The following is an 18,912-nucleotide window of genomic DNA, read 5'->3' on the forward strand; positions in this document are numbered from 1 at the left end:
CTTAATTGTTTGAAATCTATTTTAAAGAAACCAGCGGACCATTGAGTTGGGGGAAGTCTGCTGGTCAAGGTTGGTTGGTTTTATCTTTTGTATTGCGCAGGAACACCTTCGGCAGGAAGGGATTTGCTGATAAATTCCCTCAAATCGTCATTGGCGGTTTTGAGGTCTTCTTTCCTGAGGTACATCATATGTCCGCTTCTGTAACCTTTCCAGTCCATACGGTCGCGCAATTTTCCACTGGGGTCCATTTGCCATAGGTTATACTTGGAGTTGAAATAGTCCGTTCCACCATCGTAATATCCGGCCTGTACCAAAACATTCAGATAGGGGTTCTGTGCCATGGCCTGTCTTAGGTCATAGCCAGTGGTGTTGTTGCTACTGTCCCAAGGACGAACCGGGCCGAACATGTTGTATTTGAGGTCGGTTTCGTATTTCAAATGGTTTTTGGCATAGAAATTCATTGCAGGGGTAAAGGAATGCAACCAACTGGTGAGTTCTGCAGCGTAATCAGGTCGGCTTCCGGTAGCTTCTTTGTCGATGCCCAAATACCTGGAATCCAGTCTGCCGATGTTGAAGCCTTCATCACGTAGCAACTCTTTCCAGAAGAAAGTTTTGGGAATGCGTAGGTTGTGCTCCAAGATCACTTTCTCCGATAGTCCAGTGTACCTCGCAATTTTAGCGGCAACTTGTTTCTTTTCGGCTTCAGGAAGAAATCCTCCCTTGGATATGGCCGGGGTGAGTTCGTCTATGGTATATTTCTCCACTTCAGGAAGCACGTCTACCAAATCTTTGGATTGCAGGTCGGAGGGCAATTTTTTGTGGAACCAAGCGGCAGCGGTATAGTAGGGCAAGAAGTTCGCTGCTTCCGGCGCAGTGCCCCTTTCAATGCCCAAAGTTGTTGGGGACACCAAAATGACCCCGTTGAGGTACATCCAGTGGGAATTTTGAAGTTCCAATGAAAGCCCGGAAACCCTTGGTGTGCCGTAACTTTCCCCGATGAGGAACTTGGGTGAGGTCCAACGGTCGTAGCGGGTAACAAAAGTATTGATCCAGGTGGCCAAATACTCAATGTCCTGTTTTACCCCAAAAAAGTTTTTCGCCTTGGTCTTGTCGTCCATCTCGTCAATGGCCCTGGAATATCCTGTGTTCACTGGGTTCACATAGACAATGTCGGCCACATCCAAGATGGAGTTAGGGTTGTCCTTGATGCCATAGGGCTGTACGGGATAGCCTTCGTCGTCAATTGCCAATATCTTGGGGCCTGTGTAGGCAATGTGCATCCAGACCGATGCAGAACCGGGCCCACCATTGAAGGAAATGACCAATGGTCTTTTGGATCTGTCTGTAATCCCGGTCCTTTCATAGTACGTGAAAAAGAGTCCGGCTATGATTTTTCCTTTTTCGTCCCAAACAGGCAATTTTCCTGTGGTTGCGGTATATTTTACCGGGACCCCTTTGATGGTCACCTGCCCTGAAGTGGTGACCGTGGAATCCATATCGGTGTTCAATTGTTGTGCCTGCATCGGATAGCTAAAAGCGATCCATACGATGGCGATTGCAAAAAATCTGTACACTTTCATTCGATTATTATTTGGTTTTTCTTAGATACTGAGCAGGTTGTCCATCCTTTGGTGTGGATAGCTTGATGAATTCCCGGATATGCTCGTTGGAAGACTCCAGATCCTCGGTGCGAAGGTACATCATGTGTCCACTGCGGTAGCCTTTCCAACTCATCCTGTCCTTCAACTTTCCGCTAAGGTCCATTTGCCAAAGGTTGTATTTGGAGTTGAAGTAATCCGTAGCACCATCATAGTAGCCAGACTGTACCATTACGTGTAGGTAAGGGTTCTGTGACATGGCCTGGCGAAGATCATCGCCGGTAGTATTGTTGGTCCTGTCCCAAGGACGGGTATGCCCACCGATGTAATAATCCAGGTCGGTATTATAGTTGAGGAAATTTTTGAAGTAATAGTTTATCGCCGGGGTGAACGAGTGCTGCCAGGAACGGATTTCGGCCGCATAATCGGGGCGCTCGCCGGAATCGTTTTTGTCGATGCCCAAGTATCTGGAATCGAGTCTGCCGATGGTGAACCCTTCATCGCGGAGCAGTTCTTTCCAGAAAAATTGCTCGGGAATCCTCAAGTTATGCTCCAAGATCACTTTTTCGGACAGTCCGGAATATCGGGCAATCTGCTTGGCCGCTTCTTTTCGCTCCGCATCCGTGATGGAACCTCCTTTGGACATGATAGGGGTGAGTTGGTTCACGGTATATGCCTCAACCTCTGGTAAAACATCGTCGAGGTCTTTGGATTGTAGGTCGGAAGGTAGTTTTTTATGGAACCAAGCAGCAGCAGCGTAGTAGGGGAGTTGGTTGGCTGCTCCCACAACAGTTCCTCTCTCGATTCCTAAATCTGTAGGTGATACCAAAATTACCCCGTTGAGGTACATCCAATGGGAGTTTTGGAGTTCTAGGGCGAGACCTGATACACGGGGAGTGCCGTAACTCTCTCCGATGAGATATTTTGGGGAGGCCCAACGGTTTTGACGGGTCACGAAGTTATTGATCCAAGCGGCCAGGTATTCGATATCTTGATTGACGCCGAAGAACCTTTTGGCAACTTCACTGTCCTCCATGGTACTTATGGGCCTTGAGAAACCGGTATTTACAGGTTCTACATACACAATGTCGGCCACATCCAAGATGGAGTGGGGATTTTCCTGTACACCATAGGGTTGCACGGGATAACCTTCATCATCCACGATGACCCTGTAGGGGCCTGTGTATCCGAGGTGCATCCAGACGGAAGCTGCCCCAGGACCACCATTGAACGAAATGAACAAGGGCCTTTTCGATTTGTCCTTCACATCCGTTCTTTCATAGTAGGTAAAGTAAAGACCGGCTATGATTTTTCCTTTTTCGTCCCAGACCGGTTGTTTTCCGGCGGTGGCCTTGTATTTTACGGGTTTTCCCTTAATGGTGATTTCCCGGTATGTTGTCACAGTCGAATCCATCGCCGTGTTCAACTGTTGGGCGGTAGAAGTGAGCACAAACAAGAGGAAAGCCAATAGGGTCATGTAATTTTTCATGTTCATCTATGTTTATTTTAGTGCAGGTTGATGGTGAATTGTATAAATGTGATGATTTTAAATAATTGAAAATCAATTATTTGATTTTTGAATCATAGTAAGAAAGGGCAGGAGTTGATTATGAACGATTAAAGATATATTGAGAGAGCTCCCCTGCCCTTTTCCTAGCTAATCAATCAAACTAACGAACAAGATCTTTGATGACCGGGACCCGATCGGGTCCCGGTTTCTTCAGTTATTGTAAAATGGCCATTATCAGTTGACGTCCCAAAACAATTTTGTGGTCATAAGGTCACCGCCTACGGAAGATGCAGCACTATCGTAGTTGGCCTGATTCAAGGTCTGTTCAGAAATTGGATAGGTCAACCTTACGGGCACTGTTGGGATAAAGGATAGTGGTGGAGCCTCAAGAACGGGGTAGTCCAATCTTCTGTACTCTGTCCAGGCCTCCAATCCTTGGTTGAACAAGGCCACCCATTTTTGCATGCCTATTTTCTCCTCCCAGGTCCCAGGGGCCGTTGCATAGTCCACATCGGGGTGGGCCAAGTAGGCATCGGCACTATCGGCAAGACCATAATAGTCAAAAGAGGCACGAATGGCTTCAGTGTAGTGACCGGCTGCATCGGTGACCCCACCTATGCTTCGTTCTGCCGCTTCAGCCAATAGGAATTCCACGGTGGAATAATCCATGAATATTACCGGTGTTGTGGGCTGATAGAACAAGGTGCCGAAACGGGAATAATCAAAATAGGTTACGGCAAGGCCTGAAGGAGATCCCAAATATACCCCATCGGTTCCATCCACTTCTTGAAAGAATACGGCCCTTCTAGGATCTTCCAGAGCGTTCATATAATCCACAAAAGGTGCACATCCTACAAAGTCCCTACGGTTTCCAACAGCAAGGTCGGTCCATAGTTCTGCCGTGTTGGGCTGGGATTCCAAATGCTCCACTTCTGCCACATCGGCATTGGAAGAGAAGACATTGGGAAGGGCAGCTGTAATGGCTTGGGTTCCCAATGTGGCATCGGCATCAATGACCCTCATTCCCATTTGGAACAAAAGCGAGCTTCCGAACTTCTTCCAGCCGGTTACATCACCATTGTACAGAATGTCCTGGCTCCATGAACCCTGACCTTCATCCAAAGCGTTGATAGCAGCCGTCAAGCGTGAAATAAGATCTTCATAGATCACTTCGTCCGCATCGTAAGCAGGGGAGATGTTATCATAGTCCAATGCTTGGGAATAGGGGATGTCGCCAAAGGATTCAACAAGTTTGGCATAGGTGAAAACCGTCATGATCTCAATGATGGCCAACTGGTTGGCCGCCACTGTGGCATTGGTTGGGGGAGTGGCCTCGATGACCTGGGCACTTTGGTCCAAGTTGATCAAGACACCCAAGTAAACATTGTCCCATGTAAAATTGGAATAGTAGGTGGTCCCTTCGTTATAGGTGACCGATGATATCTGTTGAACCAGCAACCTTGTGGTGTTGAACGGGTTGCCGTTTGCACCATAGGTAATGCCGCTCAATAGGTCCGACATGTTTTTTACGGCATTGTTGAAGAAGTTTTCCGCAGGAGCTTCGGTGGCGTTCTTTACATCCACGTTCATATCCTCCAAATCTCCAGAGCACGAAAAAAACAGGGCTATTAGAAATATGACAATATAGTTTTTCATAATTTATTTTTTTCTGGTTTAGAATTGAACTTGAAGGTTAAAACCGAGATTTTTGACCGTCGGAAGCACACCATTCTGTGAACCTTGAAGGTTTCCTGAGCTCAAGCCAGCTTCTGGATCGGCATAGGGAAGGTTCTTGTGGATGATCCACAGGTTGGAACCTACCAATCCCAATTTAAGCGATTGGATGCTGAGCTTTTCCATGAATGCCATTTTGGGGAAACTGTAGTTGAGTGCAACTTCCCTTAGCTTCACGTAAGAGGCATCATAGATGAAATAAGCCTGCGGAGCCCTTGTGCTACCGGTTGCGTTCTGGTAGTGGTCCATTGCGGTCCTTACCGTGTTCGTGGAACCATCCGGGGCCACCCCTGGGAGAATGATACCTCCACCATCTGCCAACGAGTTTCTTATGGGATTGCCCAAATCGTTGAGTCCAACGGACCATGCATATAGACCAGACCTGTTTCCAGTGGATATGTCATTTGAGAATACGTCACCTCCTTTTTGGATATCGATCAAAAAGCTCAGGTCAAAGCCTTTATACTTGAACGAGTTGGTGATACCTGCAGTCCAGTCTGGGGTAATATTACCGATGACGTTGTTAGAGGTAGAGGTACGCTCATAGGCACCTGTGGTCTGGTTGATTACGGGTTTTCCATCAAGATAGATATAATCCGTACCCATTATGGTCCCGTAGGGTTGTCCCACTGTTGCGTTGATGGATACCCCACTTACGCTTCCCAATTGTAGGTTGGTCCCGCCTTGGAAAAGGGAAAGTACCTCACTTTGGTTTTTGGCCCAGTTCACGTTGGCCCTCCATTGAAAGTCACCGGTGGGGATGATAGCCCCGTCCAATGCAATTTCGATTCCTTTGTTCTCCACTTCACCCGCATTGACGAATTTTGAGGAATATCCCGTGGCCGTGGAAATGGCAACAGGGATGATCTGATCTTTGGAATTGGTCTTGTACAACGAAAGATCCATTCCTATACGACTGTTCAGGAATCTCATTTCCAGACCGGCTTCCACACTGACCGTGGTTTCGGGCAACAATGCTGAATTGTTCTTGGTGGCATTGGTACCGTACAAAGGCACTGCGCCAAAAGGAGTGGGTTTGTTGAGTACATCCACCAAACTGTTCGCAGGAGCGGAACTTCCCACTTCTGCATAGTTTAGGCGAAGTTTACCAAAGCTCAACCAGCTTTTTTCGATCAAGTTGGAAAAAACAAAACTTGAAGAAATGGATGGGTAGAAATAGGTACTGTTCTCTGAAGGCAATGTTGAGGAGTGGTCGAACCTTCCGGTGAGATCCACATAGATCAAGTTGTCATATCCGAAAGAAGCCAGACCATAAAAACCGTCCACACCCACTTTTTCAACACTTTCCACAGGGGCGGGAGGAAGGTTCAATGAATTGGAAAGGGAATAAAGCCCGGCCAATACCAATCCACCGTTGGTCTCGGCATAGATGGAGCTTAAATCTGTTCTCCTGATGTTGGTACCCAGCACTCCGCTGATATTCAATTTATCGGTCACATATTTGTTGAAGTTCAACATCAGGTCATAGTTTTCCTCGCTAAAGTTGACGTTTCTTCGGGAATATCGTCCAACAGCTCCGGCCGTGCCTTTGTTGTTCCTTTCTTCTTGGATGAAGGAGTAGGTGTCCAAGGAGACCCTTCCTTCGATGTTCAACCAATCGGTGAACTTGTATTTTACGGAGACATTTCCAAAAACCCTGCTACGGGAATCGTTCTGGTAGTTTTCATACACGACCCAATAAGGGTTGTCAATGGTACCTCCCATAAAAGGATCTACGTTCAAACCTGTGTTGAAATAGGCATCCTTCAATTCGTCGATCCCTACGTTCATGGCCCAATATTTTCTCATGGATGAGATCACGTTCTGTGCATTGGCACCTGTCTCGTTACCGGTACGGTTCCTTCCCAATGCATCCGTCAAGACGTAATTGGCGCTACCGCTTACAGATAGTTTGTCGGTAACATCAAAAGAGGTGTTGATGGAAATGTTGTCCCTGTTCAAATTACTGTTGGGCATGATGCCCTCTTGGCTGAAACGGGTATAGGCAATCCTGTAGGTGGCCTTTTCCCCACCTCCGGCAACGGCAATGCTATTGGTCGTTGTTATTGGGGTCTCAAAGAAATCGATCAGCTTGCTATTGGGGGCTTCCCAAGGAGTGGGCTGTAAATAATAGGGAGAACCTTCATAAAAGGAATCCCATTGGTAGACCAACAAATTTGAATCGAAAGGGGCTCCGTACGATCCATAGGCAGTTGCGGGAGTTACCAAATCAAGCTCGCCATCGCCGTTGGCATCTCTATCCACAAAATAGCTATCTCCACCACTGCCATAAATGGCCCCGTAACCTGTACCGTATTCGTATTGGAAATCAGGCCAAGTAGATTTGTCTATCCAACCCGAAGTAATACTGGAGTTGATGGTGATTGTGGGCTTTTGTTTTGCCCCGGCACCAGATTTTGTAGTGATGATCACGGCTCCATTTGTTGCCCTAGATCCATAAAGTGCTGTTGCGGCAGCGCCTTTCAGTACGTTGATGGATTTAATGTCGTTAGGGTTGATGTCAGAAGCCATGTTGCCATAGTCAAAACCTCCGGAACCGCTTTGTTGGGATGATGTATTGAAGTTGGAATTGCTCACGGGTACACCATCGACCACAAAAAGCGCTTGGTTGTTCCCGGTCAAGGATGTACTACCCCTGATGACCACGTTGGTGGAACCACCCATGTTGGTGTTCCTTTTGATCTGCACCCCGGCAATTTTACCGGAAAGTGAGTTGACCACGTTATCGGTCGGGGTTCTGTTCACCTCTTCGCCATCAAGTTCCTGGGTGGCATATCCAAGGGATTTTTTCTCCCTGGAAATACCTAGGGCGGTGACCACTACTTCATCCAATTGGGAGGAGTTTTCTTCCAGTGTTATGGTCATTGGTGAAGTACCGGTTACTTGGACTTCGGCCGTTTTAAAACCGATGTAGGAAACAACGAGAATGGCACCAACTTCGGCCTCAACGGTAAAATTTCCGTCAAAATCTGTTTGTGTTCCTTCTGTGGTTCCCTTTACCATAATGTTCGCGCCCAAAAGAGGCATGCCTGCATTGTCCACTACACTTCCCGTCACCGTGCTCTGCAAAACAGGGGTTGGGGCAGGTTCCACCGCAGCTCCCTGATCAGGGCGGTAATTGGGGGATTTCATCAAAATGATCTGACGTCCCCGAACTTTATATACGACGGGCATGCTCTTGAACAAAAGGGTAAGGACCTCGTCAAGATTTTGGTTGCTCGTCCGTAATGTGACTTTCTTTTGTAGGGGGATTTGGTTGTATTCGTACATGAAACGATACTCCGAGATGGATTCAATTTCTCCCAGGGCCCTTTCAAGGGTAACTCCTTCCAGCTCAAGGGATAGCTTGTCCCCTTGGGAACCAGGTCCTGCTTGAAGCTGGAAAATTGAAGCGATAATCAGAAAAATGGTCAGTTTGGTTGGTAAACCATTCTTCAAGAATCCCTTCAGAAAAAGAAATCTAGATGGTTTTTTTTTCATAATTTTGAGTGATTTAAATTAGTTTGAATCGTTATTTATTACACAGTTTGAGAGAGGGAATGGGCCAACATTCCCTTTTTTTGTGTATTTTTTTAAAATACTATGTCATAGGCAAGAGGTTTTTTCAGTGTTCATATTTATTTAGGTTCAGTTGATTACGATCTCTTTGATTTGGTTGGCATTGTTGTTTTTGATCTCATATTTAAATGGGGCAATGATGTTCAGTGCCTCCAATACCTCCTCGATGTTTTCCACCTTTCTGTTGTAGCGTGCATTGAATGCCCTTCCTTCCAATCCGTTGTTATTGTTGTTGATGCTCACATTATAGACCCTTTCCAATTTAGTCAAGAGCTCTGAAAAAGGCGTGTCCCGGAACACGATTTCCCCGTTGAGCCAACTGGTATAGAGCAGGGTATCCACCTCTTCCACGCTCATGCTTGCCTGTGTTTTGCTCCAAGACCCCTTATTGCCGGGCTGTAGCAATACCTTGTTTTCTGGGTCGGAAGCATGGGAGAGGCTCACGGAACCTTCCACCAGAACAGTGTTGATGGTGCTCTGCTCTTCGTAGGCGGTCACATTGAACTCTGTTCCCAATACTTGGACGGCCACTTCTTCGGAATTGACGATGAAGGGATGATTTTTGTCCTTGGATACCTTAAAATAGGCCTCACCGTTCATGGTCACTTCCCTGTTGCCCTTACTAGGGAACTTTACGGGATATTTGATATGTGTGCCGGAATTCAATTGTATTTCCGTGCCATCGGACAGTACAAGGGTGAACACTTTGCCATAGGGCACATGGAGTTCGTTGAACACGGGACTGTCTGCCTTGCCGGCTTCATAAGTGAGGGTGTTCCCTTCCTGAACGGCCACTACTTCGCCCGAGGCCAGTACAATGGACTGCTTTTTGCCCTCCATTATGGTTTTTACGGCATCTCCGGTATTGAGGGTGATGGTATTCTCTAAAACAGCTTGTTCATTGGGATATAAGGTCAATTTAAGGGCGATTCCCAAGGAAACCACTCCTATAAATATAGCTGCATATTTAAGGAGGGTAGGCATGGACAGTTTTCTTACTTTTTTGCCGGGTAGTCGTTTCTGTACATTGGCCCACTCTTGCTCCACATCCAATGTTTCCATAAACTCGAGGGCTTCATCGACCAGACCCTCTTCCAAAATTTTATCCAACACCTCTTTATCGGCTTCAGAAAGGCCCATATCGGGGACATTGCCCGTATTTTCTGACGTTTTCAGTGTTTGTAAGTACTTCTGCAGTTGCTCCTTTTTGGACATGAAAATGGTTTTCTTTATTTATTAGTTGTCTTTTTTAATGAACAGGGTGACAGAAGAAACTTTTTTTTTGAAAACGTTAATTTTTGATGATCCGACCATTATTTGGCAAACATTAAATTTATATTTCCTTAACTTTAAGTCACCTAATAACCCCCAAACCCAGAAGCATATGACCAATAAGGTAGAGGAGTTATTTAAAGATAACTATGCTTTATTATGTCTGGTCTCTTTCTCCATAGTGAAGGATAGGGATGCTGCAAAGGATATTGTACAGGATTTCTTTGTTTCTATTTGGAACAAGAGGGATACCCTTAACATTACCACATCCTTTGAGGCCTATGCTAGACGATCTGTTAAAAACTTGAGCCTGCTGTATCTTGAAAAGGAGAAAAAGGTAAAAAAGATCGGGCATGAACTCGATATGGTACGGGAAGATACCCAGCCGCTATTGGACAAGCCCAAGAAAAACAGCAAGCTCTACGATCTGCTGAACCAAATGCCTGACAAAAGAAAGGAAATCTTCATCTCTTTTGTGGTACAGGGTAAGAGTTACTCCGAGATTGCAGAATCCAACGGGGTTTCCATCAATACGGTGAAGACCCAAATGAAAAGGGCCTATGCTTTTCTGAGGACCCACAAGAAACAGGATTTTGTATCCGTGATCCTGATCTCCAGTTCGTTTTTTTGATTTTCCGTCTGTTAAAGGATTCTTATTTTGCTGCCGACCCTCTCTTTGTTATATGGGGATTGATTAGTTTTGCCCCAAAATAGAATGTATGCTGGTTTGGGCGCTTTTCATTGCTGCGATATTGGTTTTTTTGGCTTTGGACCTTGGTGTCTTTAATAGAAACGCACATATCATAAGCGTGAAGGAGGCTTCCATGTGGACGGCCATATGGATTACCATGTCCTTCATTTTTTCCGGGGTGGTCTACTGGTTGTATTCCAGCGGTAGTATCGAAAATGCCGACCAACTCACTCCCACAGGGGCCAGCATGAAGTTCATCACGGGCTACCTTATAGAACTGTCCTTGAGCATAGACAACATTTTTGTCATTGCCATCATCTTTACTTCGTTCAACATTCCGCAGCGTTATCAGCACAGGGTATTGTTCTGGGGCATCCTTGGGGCCATCATATTCAGGGCGTTGATGATCTTTTTTGGTATCGCCATCATCAAGAAGTTCAGTTTTGCCACCTATCTCTTCGGGGCCTTTTTATTGATCACCGCCTTTCGGATGCTTTTTTCCAAGGAAGAAGCATTCAACCCCAAAAAGTCCTTTATCTATAGGAACCTCAGAAAAGTGATGCCGATAACCTCCCATATGCAGGGGCAAAAATTCTTTGTGAAACTAAAGCATATCACTGCGGCAACCCCCTTGTTCATGGCGTTGGTGGTGATAGAGTTTACAGATATCCTATTTGCACTGGACAGCGTACCGGCCATATTGGCCATTACCTCCGATCCTTTTTTGGTGTTCAGTTCCAACATCTTTGCCATCTTGGGGCTCCGTTCCATGTATTTCTTCTTGGCCCATATGATCAACAGGTTCAGCTACCTCAAGTACAGTTTGGTGGCCATCCTTATTTTTGTTGGTATCAAGCTCATCTTGGCACACCATTACACCTTCCCGGAATGGCTTTCCCTTGGGTTCATTGCTGTGGCCTTGTTATTGGGAGTGGTGGTCTCTTTGAGCAGGGATTCCTCCAAAGAGTGAGCCAAGTGGAGCGCCAATGACAGGAAAAGCTCCGTTCGTATGTTCCTTTTGCCTAACTTTCAGCGACCAACCAACGCTTTTTTGTTGGATCAAATACTATATAGGTATGGAGTTGATGGACTTTCTTACAGGCATAGGTGGCTTTTTGATCGCAGCGATCACCATCTACCTCACCGTTCGGCATTTTATGACCTCAAAGACCATTTCTTACATTGAACGGATGAACACTGGTGAAATGGCACAGATCAGGGCCGAAATAGACCATTGGATGTCCTCTGACAAAACCGATGCGGAAAAATGTGAAATTGCCGAGAGGGACAAGCAACTTTCTGCCAAGTTGATGATGTGGATCAATATTTTTACGGAGATCGGGATTTCATACAAGCAACGCATCATCCGAAGAAAACTGACCCGTGAACTTTTCTATCCCATGGTGCCCAACTACTGGCGGGACCTATTGTTCTATATCAACCACAAGAGGGGCAAGGGCAACGCCATTGGCTACTATTTTGAGTATCTGGCCCATGAGGTCCGAAAGATGGAGGGCAAGAACAAGTCTAACCTTTTTAAAAGGTATGCCTACATGAAAGAGAAGGATGGACAGTGATCTGGTTGATTTACAATACGTTAATTTAATGTAAGGGAATTGTAAATTTATTTCCACAATAGCACTATTTTTGCTTAAAAAGCAAGCTTGGAAATTCACTGGAAATCTTTTGGCAAGAACCCCGTACAGCGGATACATCTGGAATATGCCGTTCAGTTGCAGGTGAGGATGGCCCTCATCAAAGAGGCCGAGCATTTGATGGACTATCTTTCTTTGGTCATTGTTGAGGTATGTGCGGACAAAGGGACCGTGACCATTGGCACGGAGACGCCAGAACCTTTATATTCCATGCTGCAAAGAAATTTTGACCCCTCCCATTCTTTGGTGAAGGACCATGCTACGATCAAAAACGCAGCACTTGAAGATTTCTTCCGGCCTACGGAAGCTCTTTCGGCCTAGTCAATTGTTGTCCTAACCCGTTCCCGTTCTATTTTTCCGAAAGCTCCTTTAATTTGTCCAGGGCCTTGGGCCAAGTGGTGTTGAAATAATCAAGGTATTCCTCGGTTGTGTCACTTTCTGTGGTCACCGTGGTCACCCCATCGTGCTCATGGAAGGAATAATTTTCCAGCCAGCCAGCCCATTTTTCCACTTCGGGACCCTCGGTAATTTCATTTTCACCGTCCAAAATTCCGTAATGGCGAATGGAAACAAACTGGAATGGGACATTGTCTGTGATTTCAGATACCATGCCGCCCTTTTTTCCATGTTCATCAGTTCCCACAAAGTAGATCTTTGATCCCTTTTCCCAGCTTCCTTCATAGGTGGAGGTCGGATTGAATTCGGCCGTCCATTGCTCGTAGGTTTCGATGTGGTCCAAACCGAGCATGGTGTTGTAAACTTTCTCGGCAGATGCGTTGATGTCTATTTGAAAATGTATTTTTTTCATGGGTTGTGGGTGGGTTTAAAATGATGTTTCTGTTACTCAGGAATAGTAGTTGTATAATTTTACAGACAGTTTTTATTCCATTTCCAATATTGTTCGAGCCTTTTCAAAATCAGGTAATTTCCCTAATCTTATGGACTTGTCAATTAAGTCGACCCAATCATTTTCTGTATATTTTCCGTCGACTCTTTTGGCAATAGCCAATTTCATAAAAGTTTGGGATATAACGTCCTTTGTTATTCTCAAGGACTTCAGATTTTGAGGTAAAATATCTGTAGAACAAAATAGCGCAAAACAAAGATTATTCAAATCTCTTTGATTTATAGAGTCTTTTAATTTTGGCTTTAGATAATTAAAAAGGTCGTCTGTACTTTCCATTTTTAGTTAATAATTCCTATTGTCACTAACAGTTTGGTTACGATCTTGCCTTTGGATAATTCGTTAGGATAGTTCTGCAAAGAAATCGATCTAATTTGAAATAATTGATTCATCTTATATTCTTCGGTAGACATAATTATAGTCAGTGTTACCCACCGTTTTTACTTTTCATTAATTTTATTTGTTCCAACATCAAGAATATAAAGCTTAAGATCCATAATCCGAACCCAATCCCAACAGTCACATCATAACTCCCGCCACCTTCGTCTCTTGGGACTTCTGTTATTCCGATTGCAAAAAGCCCAGATACCAACATAAAGATTGCTAGTATTAATTTTATTTTCAAATTCAATTTTTTTGAGATTAGAATAACAAAATACAATATGTTGGCTATCCAAGGCAATCCAATAAAAGGATGAAATTCGATTATTCCAATCCAACCAATTAAAATGCCAAATAGTCCAATTAGAGTCCAATGGCCAAAAAACATTGGGGTAACTAATGAAATTGTATATAATGAAACTGATTTTTCTTTCCAAGAAAGATTCTTAAATCTATTTGTAAGTTTCATTTTGGTTAAATATTTAGGCAACTTAATTGTATATAGGGGCTTAGTAAAAATCAGAAAAAAAATCCAAACACCAGCCTAACAGGGAATTAAAGTGCAGGGAACGAGGATCTCCGGGACTAAACCCAAAGAAGCAAAGTCATGTCTTCCTCCACGTGCAGCTTTCCTTTTTTCCGAATCTCGGCCTTGATGGGAAGGATATAGGTGTCCTTTTTGGTGTCGAACCAAATGGCGGTTTCCCATTTCAGTTCCCCGATCTGGGCAATGGCCTTCATTCTTCCCCAGCCCTCTTCCTGCCATTTCAGGTGTTCCCTGATTTCCTTCGAAACCGCTTTGGGCAGGGAGACGAAATGCCAACCTCCTGTGGAACCGTGTTTCCACATCTGGACCGCGCATTCGTATTTGATTTTACCATCCATCGGCAGTCAATTTGTTATGCGCTATGGTTTTTTCGTCTTGAAGTCCTTTTCCATTTGGGATTTCAGTTCCCGAACCCGTTGCCAATCCGTTTCTGAAGGCGGGTCGCTTTCCAAATGTGTAAACTGTTCCCAAAAAGCGGATGCCCTTTCGCGCTGTTCCTCCACCAGTCTTACTTTATCTAGGTTGATTTCTCCCCAATCCTTTAGGATTGCCGATTGCACTTGCCCTTCCATTTGTGCGAAGAACCGCTCCCCAAAATCCTTGACCATGGCCAAAAAGCTGGTGTAGGGAATTTCGGTGCTCCCATTTTTGGCAGTCCACAAATCGATGCCATTGTCCAGCTGAAACTCCGTGTCCCAAGCGATCCTGATCTTGTCCAGGTTCCTGAAAAACCAGAAATGGGGCCCGCCAATGAGGTGTCCCGAGTCCAAGGCCCTCTGGTAGCTCCATGAGATCAAGGGGTCATAGGCTTCAAAATAGAAATCGCTGTGCACATCCTCATCCTGCACGTCCAACCACTTTTGGGCATGGTCCAGAAAGGCCTGTACATCTTCGGTCAGGGCATAGATATCATCGGGAAGGGATTCGCTGATCCGACTGAACAAAGCGGTAAAATCTTCCGCAAACCGCACGACGGGATAATCGTTATAGGTGGATTTTGCCTCCCCAAAATGGGCCAAGGCTTCGGGGGAGTATTCGAATAGGGTGGAACCGGATAGTTCCATCCAGAGTTCCCCATCGGTCAACCAAAACCAGCTCATATGCAGGTCGCCTTCCGTTCCGGCCGGTTGGGCCTCATCGATATGTCTTAGTTTGAAATGGATCATTTTTCTAAAAAAGGGTGGTTGGGAAGAGGTAATGGCGCAAAGGCATTGTTGCCATGACAAACTGCGGTGGATTACCTATTTGAATGGGGTAACTCTAAGATATTAAGATGTTTGCATGTGTGTTTTGTTCTGGTCAGTTATTTCTTTTAATTATTTTGACAATTCTGGTATTGATGATTTCAGATAAATTCCAATTGTACAGTTTAGGGTCGGTTGTGCTGTAGAACGCAACAACGACAGCATCAAGATCCTTATGATATTTTGCAAAACTCTGGTATCCAGGGACCCAACCTGCATGTTCATATTCATAAACAGAGGTGTATATTTCCTGTTCTCCCGGTTCAAATACGGTTCCATCGTTCAGTGCCCTCAAAAATGTACCTACGTCTTCTGCTGTGGCCAGCATACCCTGTTCATCTGTCTTAAGATCATGGGGGTGTCCTACATGATAGCCACTCATCACGTCATCTATGTTCACTTCATTGAGTGAACCGAAGGTATGGTCAAGATGTAGCGGTGTTAGAATTTCTTCCCGGATGAACTGAAAGTTGTCATAGCCTAGCGCGTCATCCATTATCTTATTGATCAACAGGTAATTTGTGTTGCAATATTCGTAGTCTTTTCCAGGTTCAAAGTTGGCTGGTTTGTCCAAGATCAATGCAAGACTTTCTTCATAGGATTGGGTGGGAGCTGCCCAAAAATTCGGGGAATCCGTAAAATTGGGAAGTCCGCTTCTATGCTGTATCAGCAATCGTAAGGTGATTTTATCGGCATTTTCAATTCTTCCTACAAGTTCAGGTAAATAATCTGCGATGGTTTTATCCAAAGAAAGGCGTCCGGCACTTACCAATTTGGTGACAGCCACGGCATCATATAGCTTGCTGATACTGGCAATTTTGAACAAGGCTTGAGGTTGGGCCGGCACTTTGGATTCCCGATTGTGCCAGCCGGAAGCATAATACTGGGGCGGTTTTCCGGTTTGGTCTATATAGACGATCATCCCGTCAAATCCATGACCTATTGCTTCATCCAACTGTTCCTGAACCGTGTCTGGTAGCGGTAGTATCCACGTTTTTACCAAAAGCCATGGCACAAAAAACAGCGATACGATTGTTCCAACCAACAATGCGATCCTAATGATTCGTTTTGTTTTCTTTTTTGTCATATGATCTTGGTAAAAAGGTTTTTAAAATTGACCACAATGGCCCGACAATATGTAGTTGCGAGGATGTCCAGAAGCCTGCCCAGAACGCAGCCGAATCCACTAATTGCGTTATGTAGTGTTGTGCTTTCGTTATTTGTTTTCTGATTTTTCAAGTTGAACTTTCAGCTCATTACTATTAACAAGTATTTGCCTTCCAAAATTTAAAATCACTTCTGTGTAAGCCATTTTCCAATCGGCCAAACGTTCAAAGTCTCTTAAAAATTGGGTCTTATCCACATTGTCCCAGGTTATATCCCTAACTTCTTTTCCGCTATCAAAAAAGTAATCATCCGCTAGGTAATATGTATTTTCATTTAGTATATCGAAATATTTTTCACCAAAAATAGAGTTGATATTTTCGAAGTCCTTTTGATTCTTAATTAATGATGCTAAAGCATCCCTTATGTCACTTGGATAACTTATTTCATTGTTCCCCACAAGATTAATAAGTGTAGTGTTATTAAAGCCGTAATTGCCCATATAGAAAAATGGAAATTCGGAACGGTAAATCTTGACCAGTGTGTCAAACTTTGATTCACTTAATTTAATGCGATTTTGAAAATTACGAAATGCAATACTGTCTTTTTCCAATCGACTTAGTAAAGAACCTAGAGCGACACTGTCTTTTTTAAAGTCATTTATTAAGGAATGTGTATAACTACTTTTAACCAATGAATTTTTTCTGCTCTCATTCCAGTTATTTACTTGAAGAGCGATTAAAATCCCAATGACCACGAGAATAATCTCTCCGATGGCATAAGTCAGATATTTTCCGAATTTATTCTCAGTGAGGGCTTTATGTCTTATTCTTCTAAAGAATTTTATCATGGGTTATGGGTTGGTTAGAATGAAGCACAATGGTCTTGCTTATGCATAATGAATAGGATTTTTAGAAGCCTGCCCTGAGCGGAGCCGAAGGGTAGTCGAGAACAAGCTAATTACTTTTAGCTATTGTTGGGAATAGTTTTTATAGATTATTAATCATATTTATTTTCGTATCAATTCCATTGAAATAGTCCACATAATTAGTCAAGTCAGTGTCTATCCATTCCAATAATTCATAAATCTCATTCTTGATATTAATTGCTTCTGTAAAATCAATTGCGTTTCCATTAAAGCAAATAGGTTCGTTATGATAAACTCGATTTCTAAATTCTCTAATGCTATTTAGTTTTTGGTTTAAAATACTTCTGTTCACGTGAGTTGGCTTGTTAGGAAAGCAATGGATTACAACACCTCCAATTAACCTGTAGTGATGAGTGTCGAACAAACTCGTCCAAAAACCAAAAGATTGTTCTGCAATGACTTTACCAGATGTTACAATTCCACCTTTTCGTTTAATTGTTCTTTCGGCTTTATTTACAGAATTCCTTAAAAAGAATCTTGAACCAGTTAATGAGGGATGGTTCATAAATCCATTCTTTTCCGCAATTATCCAGTTCGGATTGGTAAAATGAGATGAAACTTGGTAGTTGACTATATTTCTAAAAAATATCTCGAATAGATTTAAAACAGGGTAAAAGGATTGTGCGACTCTCAAGTTTATTCTATATAATTTTTGAGCTTTCGATTTTGAGTTCTCTGTAGCGATTAAAAATCGGTCTAATCTTTGCTGAGATAAGTAGTATTCTAATTTTTGATACTCCAATATTCTTTTTTGCTTTTATTTGTCTAGTACAAAATAATTCACTTATTTTGTACTGTAATGCTTAATCAAGCCTCTTTCTTTTTAGAAACGTAATTAAGTGAAAGATATACAAAGCCTCTCAATTTTCGAGGGGTTTTTTCATTTTTATAAGTTCCGTTTAAATTATTCCCAACATGTTTATATAAACACCTCCAGTAAAATCAGAAAAAAATCCCAAATACCAACGACACAAGGAATTAAAGCAATGGAAACGGGTGCAATCGCGTACAACCGTTTAAAATCAACAAAAAAGATAAAGGCTCAGAGCAGTTTGGCCAAGACCTCCCACACGTTTTCCGCTACCAGTTGTTGCCCTTTTTGGGTGGGGTGGATGCCGTCCCCTTGGTTCAGTTCGGGGATGCCCGCAACTCCTTCGAGCAGGAAGGGGATCAAGGCAAGGTCCTCTTTTTCGGCCAGTTCAGGGAAAATATCCCTAAACCCCGAAGTGTATTCAGGGCCCATATTGGGAGGAATCTGCATGCCGGCCAGCACAATGGTCGCTTGGGGCAGTTTCTCCTGTATCATGTCCACCATCGCCTGAAGATTTTTTCGGGTCTCTTCCAAAGGAATGCCGCGAAGCCCATCGTTGGCCCCCAGTTCAAGGACCACCACGGAAACACCATCCTCCAGCACCCATGCCATTCGGTTTTTGCCGCTTGCGGTCGTTTCGCCGCTCAGTCCGGCGTTCACTACGTGGTAGTCCATCCCCAGCGAATCCACCTTTTTCTGGATGAGGGCCGGAAAGGCATCGGCCACCTCCAAGCCATACCCGGCAGTGAGGCTATCTCCAAAAAAGAGGATTTTCTTTCCGCTGGATTCCGCAGAGGTCTCCTCGGTTTCAACAGCTTCGGCATCCTGTTCCTTTTCCTTCGTTTTGCCCCCACAGCCCATGAGCAATAGGCACAAAAAATAACAAAAGATTAACGGCGTGGCGGAGTGTCGGCTTTGTACGGGCATGGGCAATTTTCGTATTTTGAAGGTTTT

General features: G+C 44.1%; 17 protein-coding genes. 4 read left to right on the forward strand and 13 right to left on the reverse strand.

Annotated features, from left to right (window positions below):
• Positions 1 to 80: 80 nt before the first annotated feature.
• From DB398_RS05260 to DB398_RS05280, 5 genes are all read right to left on the reverse strand, one after another.
• A complete protein-coding gene (locus DB398_RS05260; protein WP_108423358.1) occupies positions 81 to 1,580 on the reverse strand; it encodes a S10 family peptidase in 1,500 nt (499 codons plus the stop codon).
• A gap of 7 nt (positions 1,581 to 1,587) precedes the next feature.
• Entirely contained in the window at positions 1,588 to 3,087 is a 1,500-nt protein-coding gene (locus DB398_RS05265) for a S10 family peptidase (RefSeq protein ID WP_108423580.1), read from the reverse strand.
• 255 nt (positions 3,088 to 3,342) lie between these two features.
• Entirely contained in the window at positions 3,343 to 4,764 is a 1,422-nt protein-coding gene (locus DB398_RS05270) for a SusD/RagB family nutrient-binding outer membrane lipoprotein (protein WP_108423359.1), read from the reverse strand.
• Between the two features lie 18 nt (positions 4,765 to 4,782).
• Complete coding sequence (locus DB398_RS05275) at positions 4,783 to 8,343, reverse strand: SusC/RagA family TonB-linked outer membrane protein (RefSeq protein ID WP_108423360.1); 3,561 nt, start codon at positions 8,341 to 8,343, stop codon at positions 4,783 to 4,785.
• A 147-nt stretch (positions 8,344 to 8,490) separates the two neighbouring features.
• Entirely contained in the window at positions 8,491 to 9,636 is a 1,146-nt protein-coding gene (locus DB398_RS05280; protein WP_108423361.1) for a FecR family protein, read from the reverse strand.
• Positions 9,637 to 9,805: 169 nt separating this feature from the next.
• On the opposite strand from DB398_RS05280, the gene DB398_RS05285 reads away from it, so the two are divergent.
• From DB398_RS05285 to DB398_RS05300, 4 genes are all read left to right on the forward strand, one after another.
• Positions 9,806 to 10,324, forward strand: a complete 519-nt coding sequence (locus DB398_RS05285; protein WP_159076324.1) for an RNA polymerase sigma-70 factor — start codon at positions 9,806 to 9,808, stop codon at positions 10,322 to 10,324.
• Positions 10,325 to 10,412: 88 nt separating this feature from the next.
• Positions 10,413 to 11,354 (forward strand): TerC family protein, encoded by a 942-nt coding sequence (locus DB398_RS05290; protein WP_108423363.1) that lies wholly within the window; start codon positions 10,413 to 10,415, stop codon positions 11,352 to 11,354.
• Between the two features lie 106 nt (positions 11,355 to 11,460).
• Positions 11,461 to 11,961, forward strand: a complete 501-nt coding sequence (locus tag DB398_RS05295; RefSeq protein WP_108423364.1) for a DUF4760 domain-containing protein — start codon at positions 11,461 to 11,463, stop codon at positions 11,959 to 11,961.
• 87 nt (positions 11,962 to 12,048) lie between these two features.
• The gene (locus DB398_RS05300) at positions 12,049 to 12,360 is read left to right on the forward strand and encodes a hypothetical protein (RefSeq protein ID WP_108423365.1); all 312 of its coding nucleotides are present in this window, start codon (positions 12,049 to 12,051) and stop codon (positions 12,358 to 12,360) included.
• Positions 12,361 to 12,388: 28 nt separating this feature from the next.
• Here DB398_RS05300 and DB398_RS05305 read toward each other — a convergent pair whose 3' ends face one another.
• From DB398_RS05305 to DB398_RS05345, 8 genes are all read right to left on the reverse strand, one after another.
• A complete protein-coding gene (locus tag DB398_RS05305; protein ID WP_108423366.1) occupies positions 12,389 to 12,847 on the reverse strand; it encodes an SRPBCC domain-containing protein in 459 nt (152 codons plus the stop codon).
• Positions 12,848 to 13,370: 523 nt separating this feature from the next.
• On the reverse strand, positions 13,371 to 13,793 hold the full coding sequence (locus tag DB398_RS05315) for a hypothetical protein (protein WP_159076325.1): 423 nt from the start codon (positions 13,791 to 13,793) through the stop codon (positions 13,371 to 13,373).
• Positions 13,794 to 13,909: 116 nt separating this feature from the next.
• A complete protein-coding gene (locus tag DB398_RS05320; RefSeq protein ID WP_234416077.1) occupies positions 13,910 to 14,209 on the reverse strand; it encodes a DUF1905 domain-containing protein in 300 nt (99 codons plus the stop codon).
• Positions 14,210 to 14,230: 21 nt separating this feature from the next.
• Positions 14,231 to 15,037, reverse strand: a complete 807-nt coding sequence (locus DB398_RS05325; protein ID WP_108423369.1) for a DUF5984 family protein — start codon at positions 15,035 to 15,037, stop codon at positions 14,231 to 14,233.
• Positions 15,038 to 15,170: 133 nt separating this feature from the next.
• On the reverse strand, positions 15,171 to 16,202 hold the full coding sequence (locus DB398_RS05330) for a serine hydrolase domain-containing protein (RefSeq protein ID WP_108423370.1): 1,032 nt from the start codon (positions 16,200 to 16,202) through the stop codon (positions 15,171 to 15,173).
• A 129-nt stretch (positions 16,203 to 16,331) separates the two neighbouring features.
• On the reverse strand, positions 16,332 to 17,069 hold the full coding sequence (locus tag DB398_RS05335; RefSeq protein WP_108423371.1) for a DUF6090 family protein: 738 nt from the start codon (positions 17,067 to 17,069) through the stop codon (positions 16,332 to 16,334).
• Between the two features lie 139 nt (positions 17,070 to 17,208).
• Positions 17,209 to 17,889 (reverse strand): Abi family protein, encoded by a 681-nt coding sequence (locus tag DB398_RS05340; protein ID WP_159076326.1) that lies wholly within the window; start codon positions 17,887 to 17,889, stop codon positions 17,209 to 17,211.
• Between the two features lie 300 nt (positions 17,890 to 18,189).
• Positions 18,190 to 18,885 (reverse strand): arylesterase, encoded by a 696-nt coding sequence (locus tag DB398_RS05345; RefSeq protein WP_108423373.1) that lies wholly within the window; start codon positions 18,883 to 18,885, stop codon positions 18,190 to 18,192.
• Positions 18,886 to 18,912: the final 27 nt, after the last annotated feature.

This window comes from Flagellimonas amoyensis, from assembly GCF_003058265.1.
GTDB classification, from domain to species: domain Bacteria; phylum Bacteroidota; class Bacteroidia; order Flavobacteriales; family Flavobacteriaceae; genus Flagellimonas; species Flagellimonas amoyensis.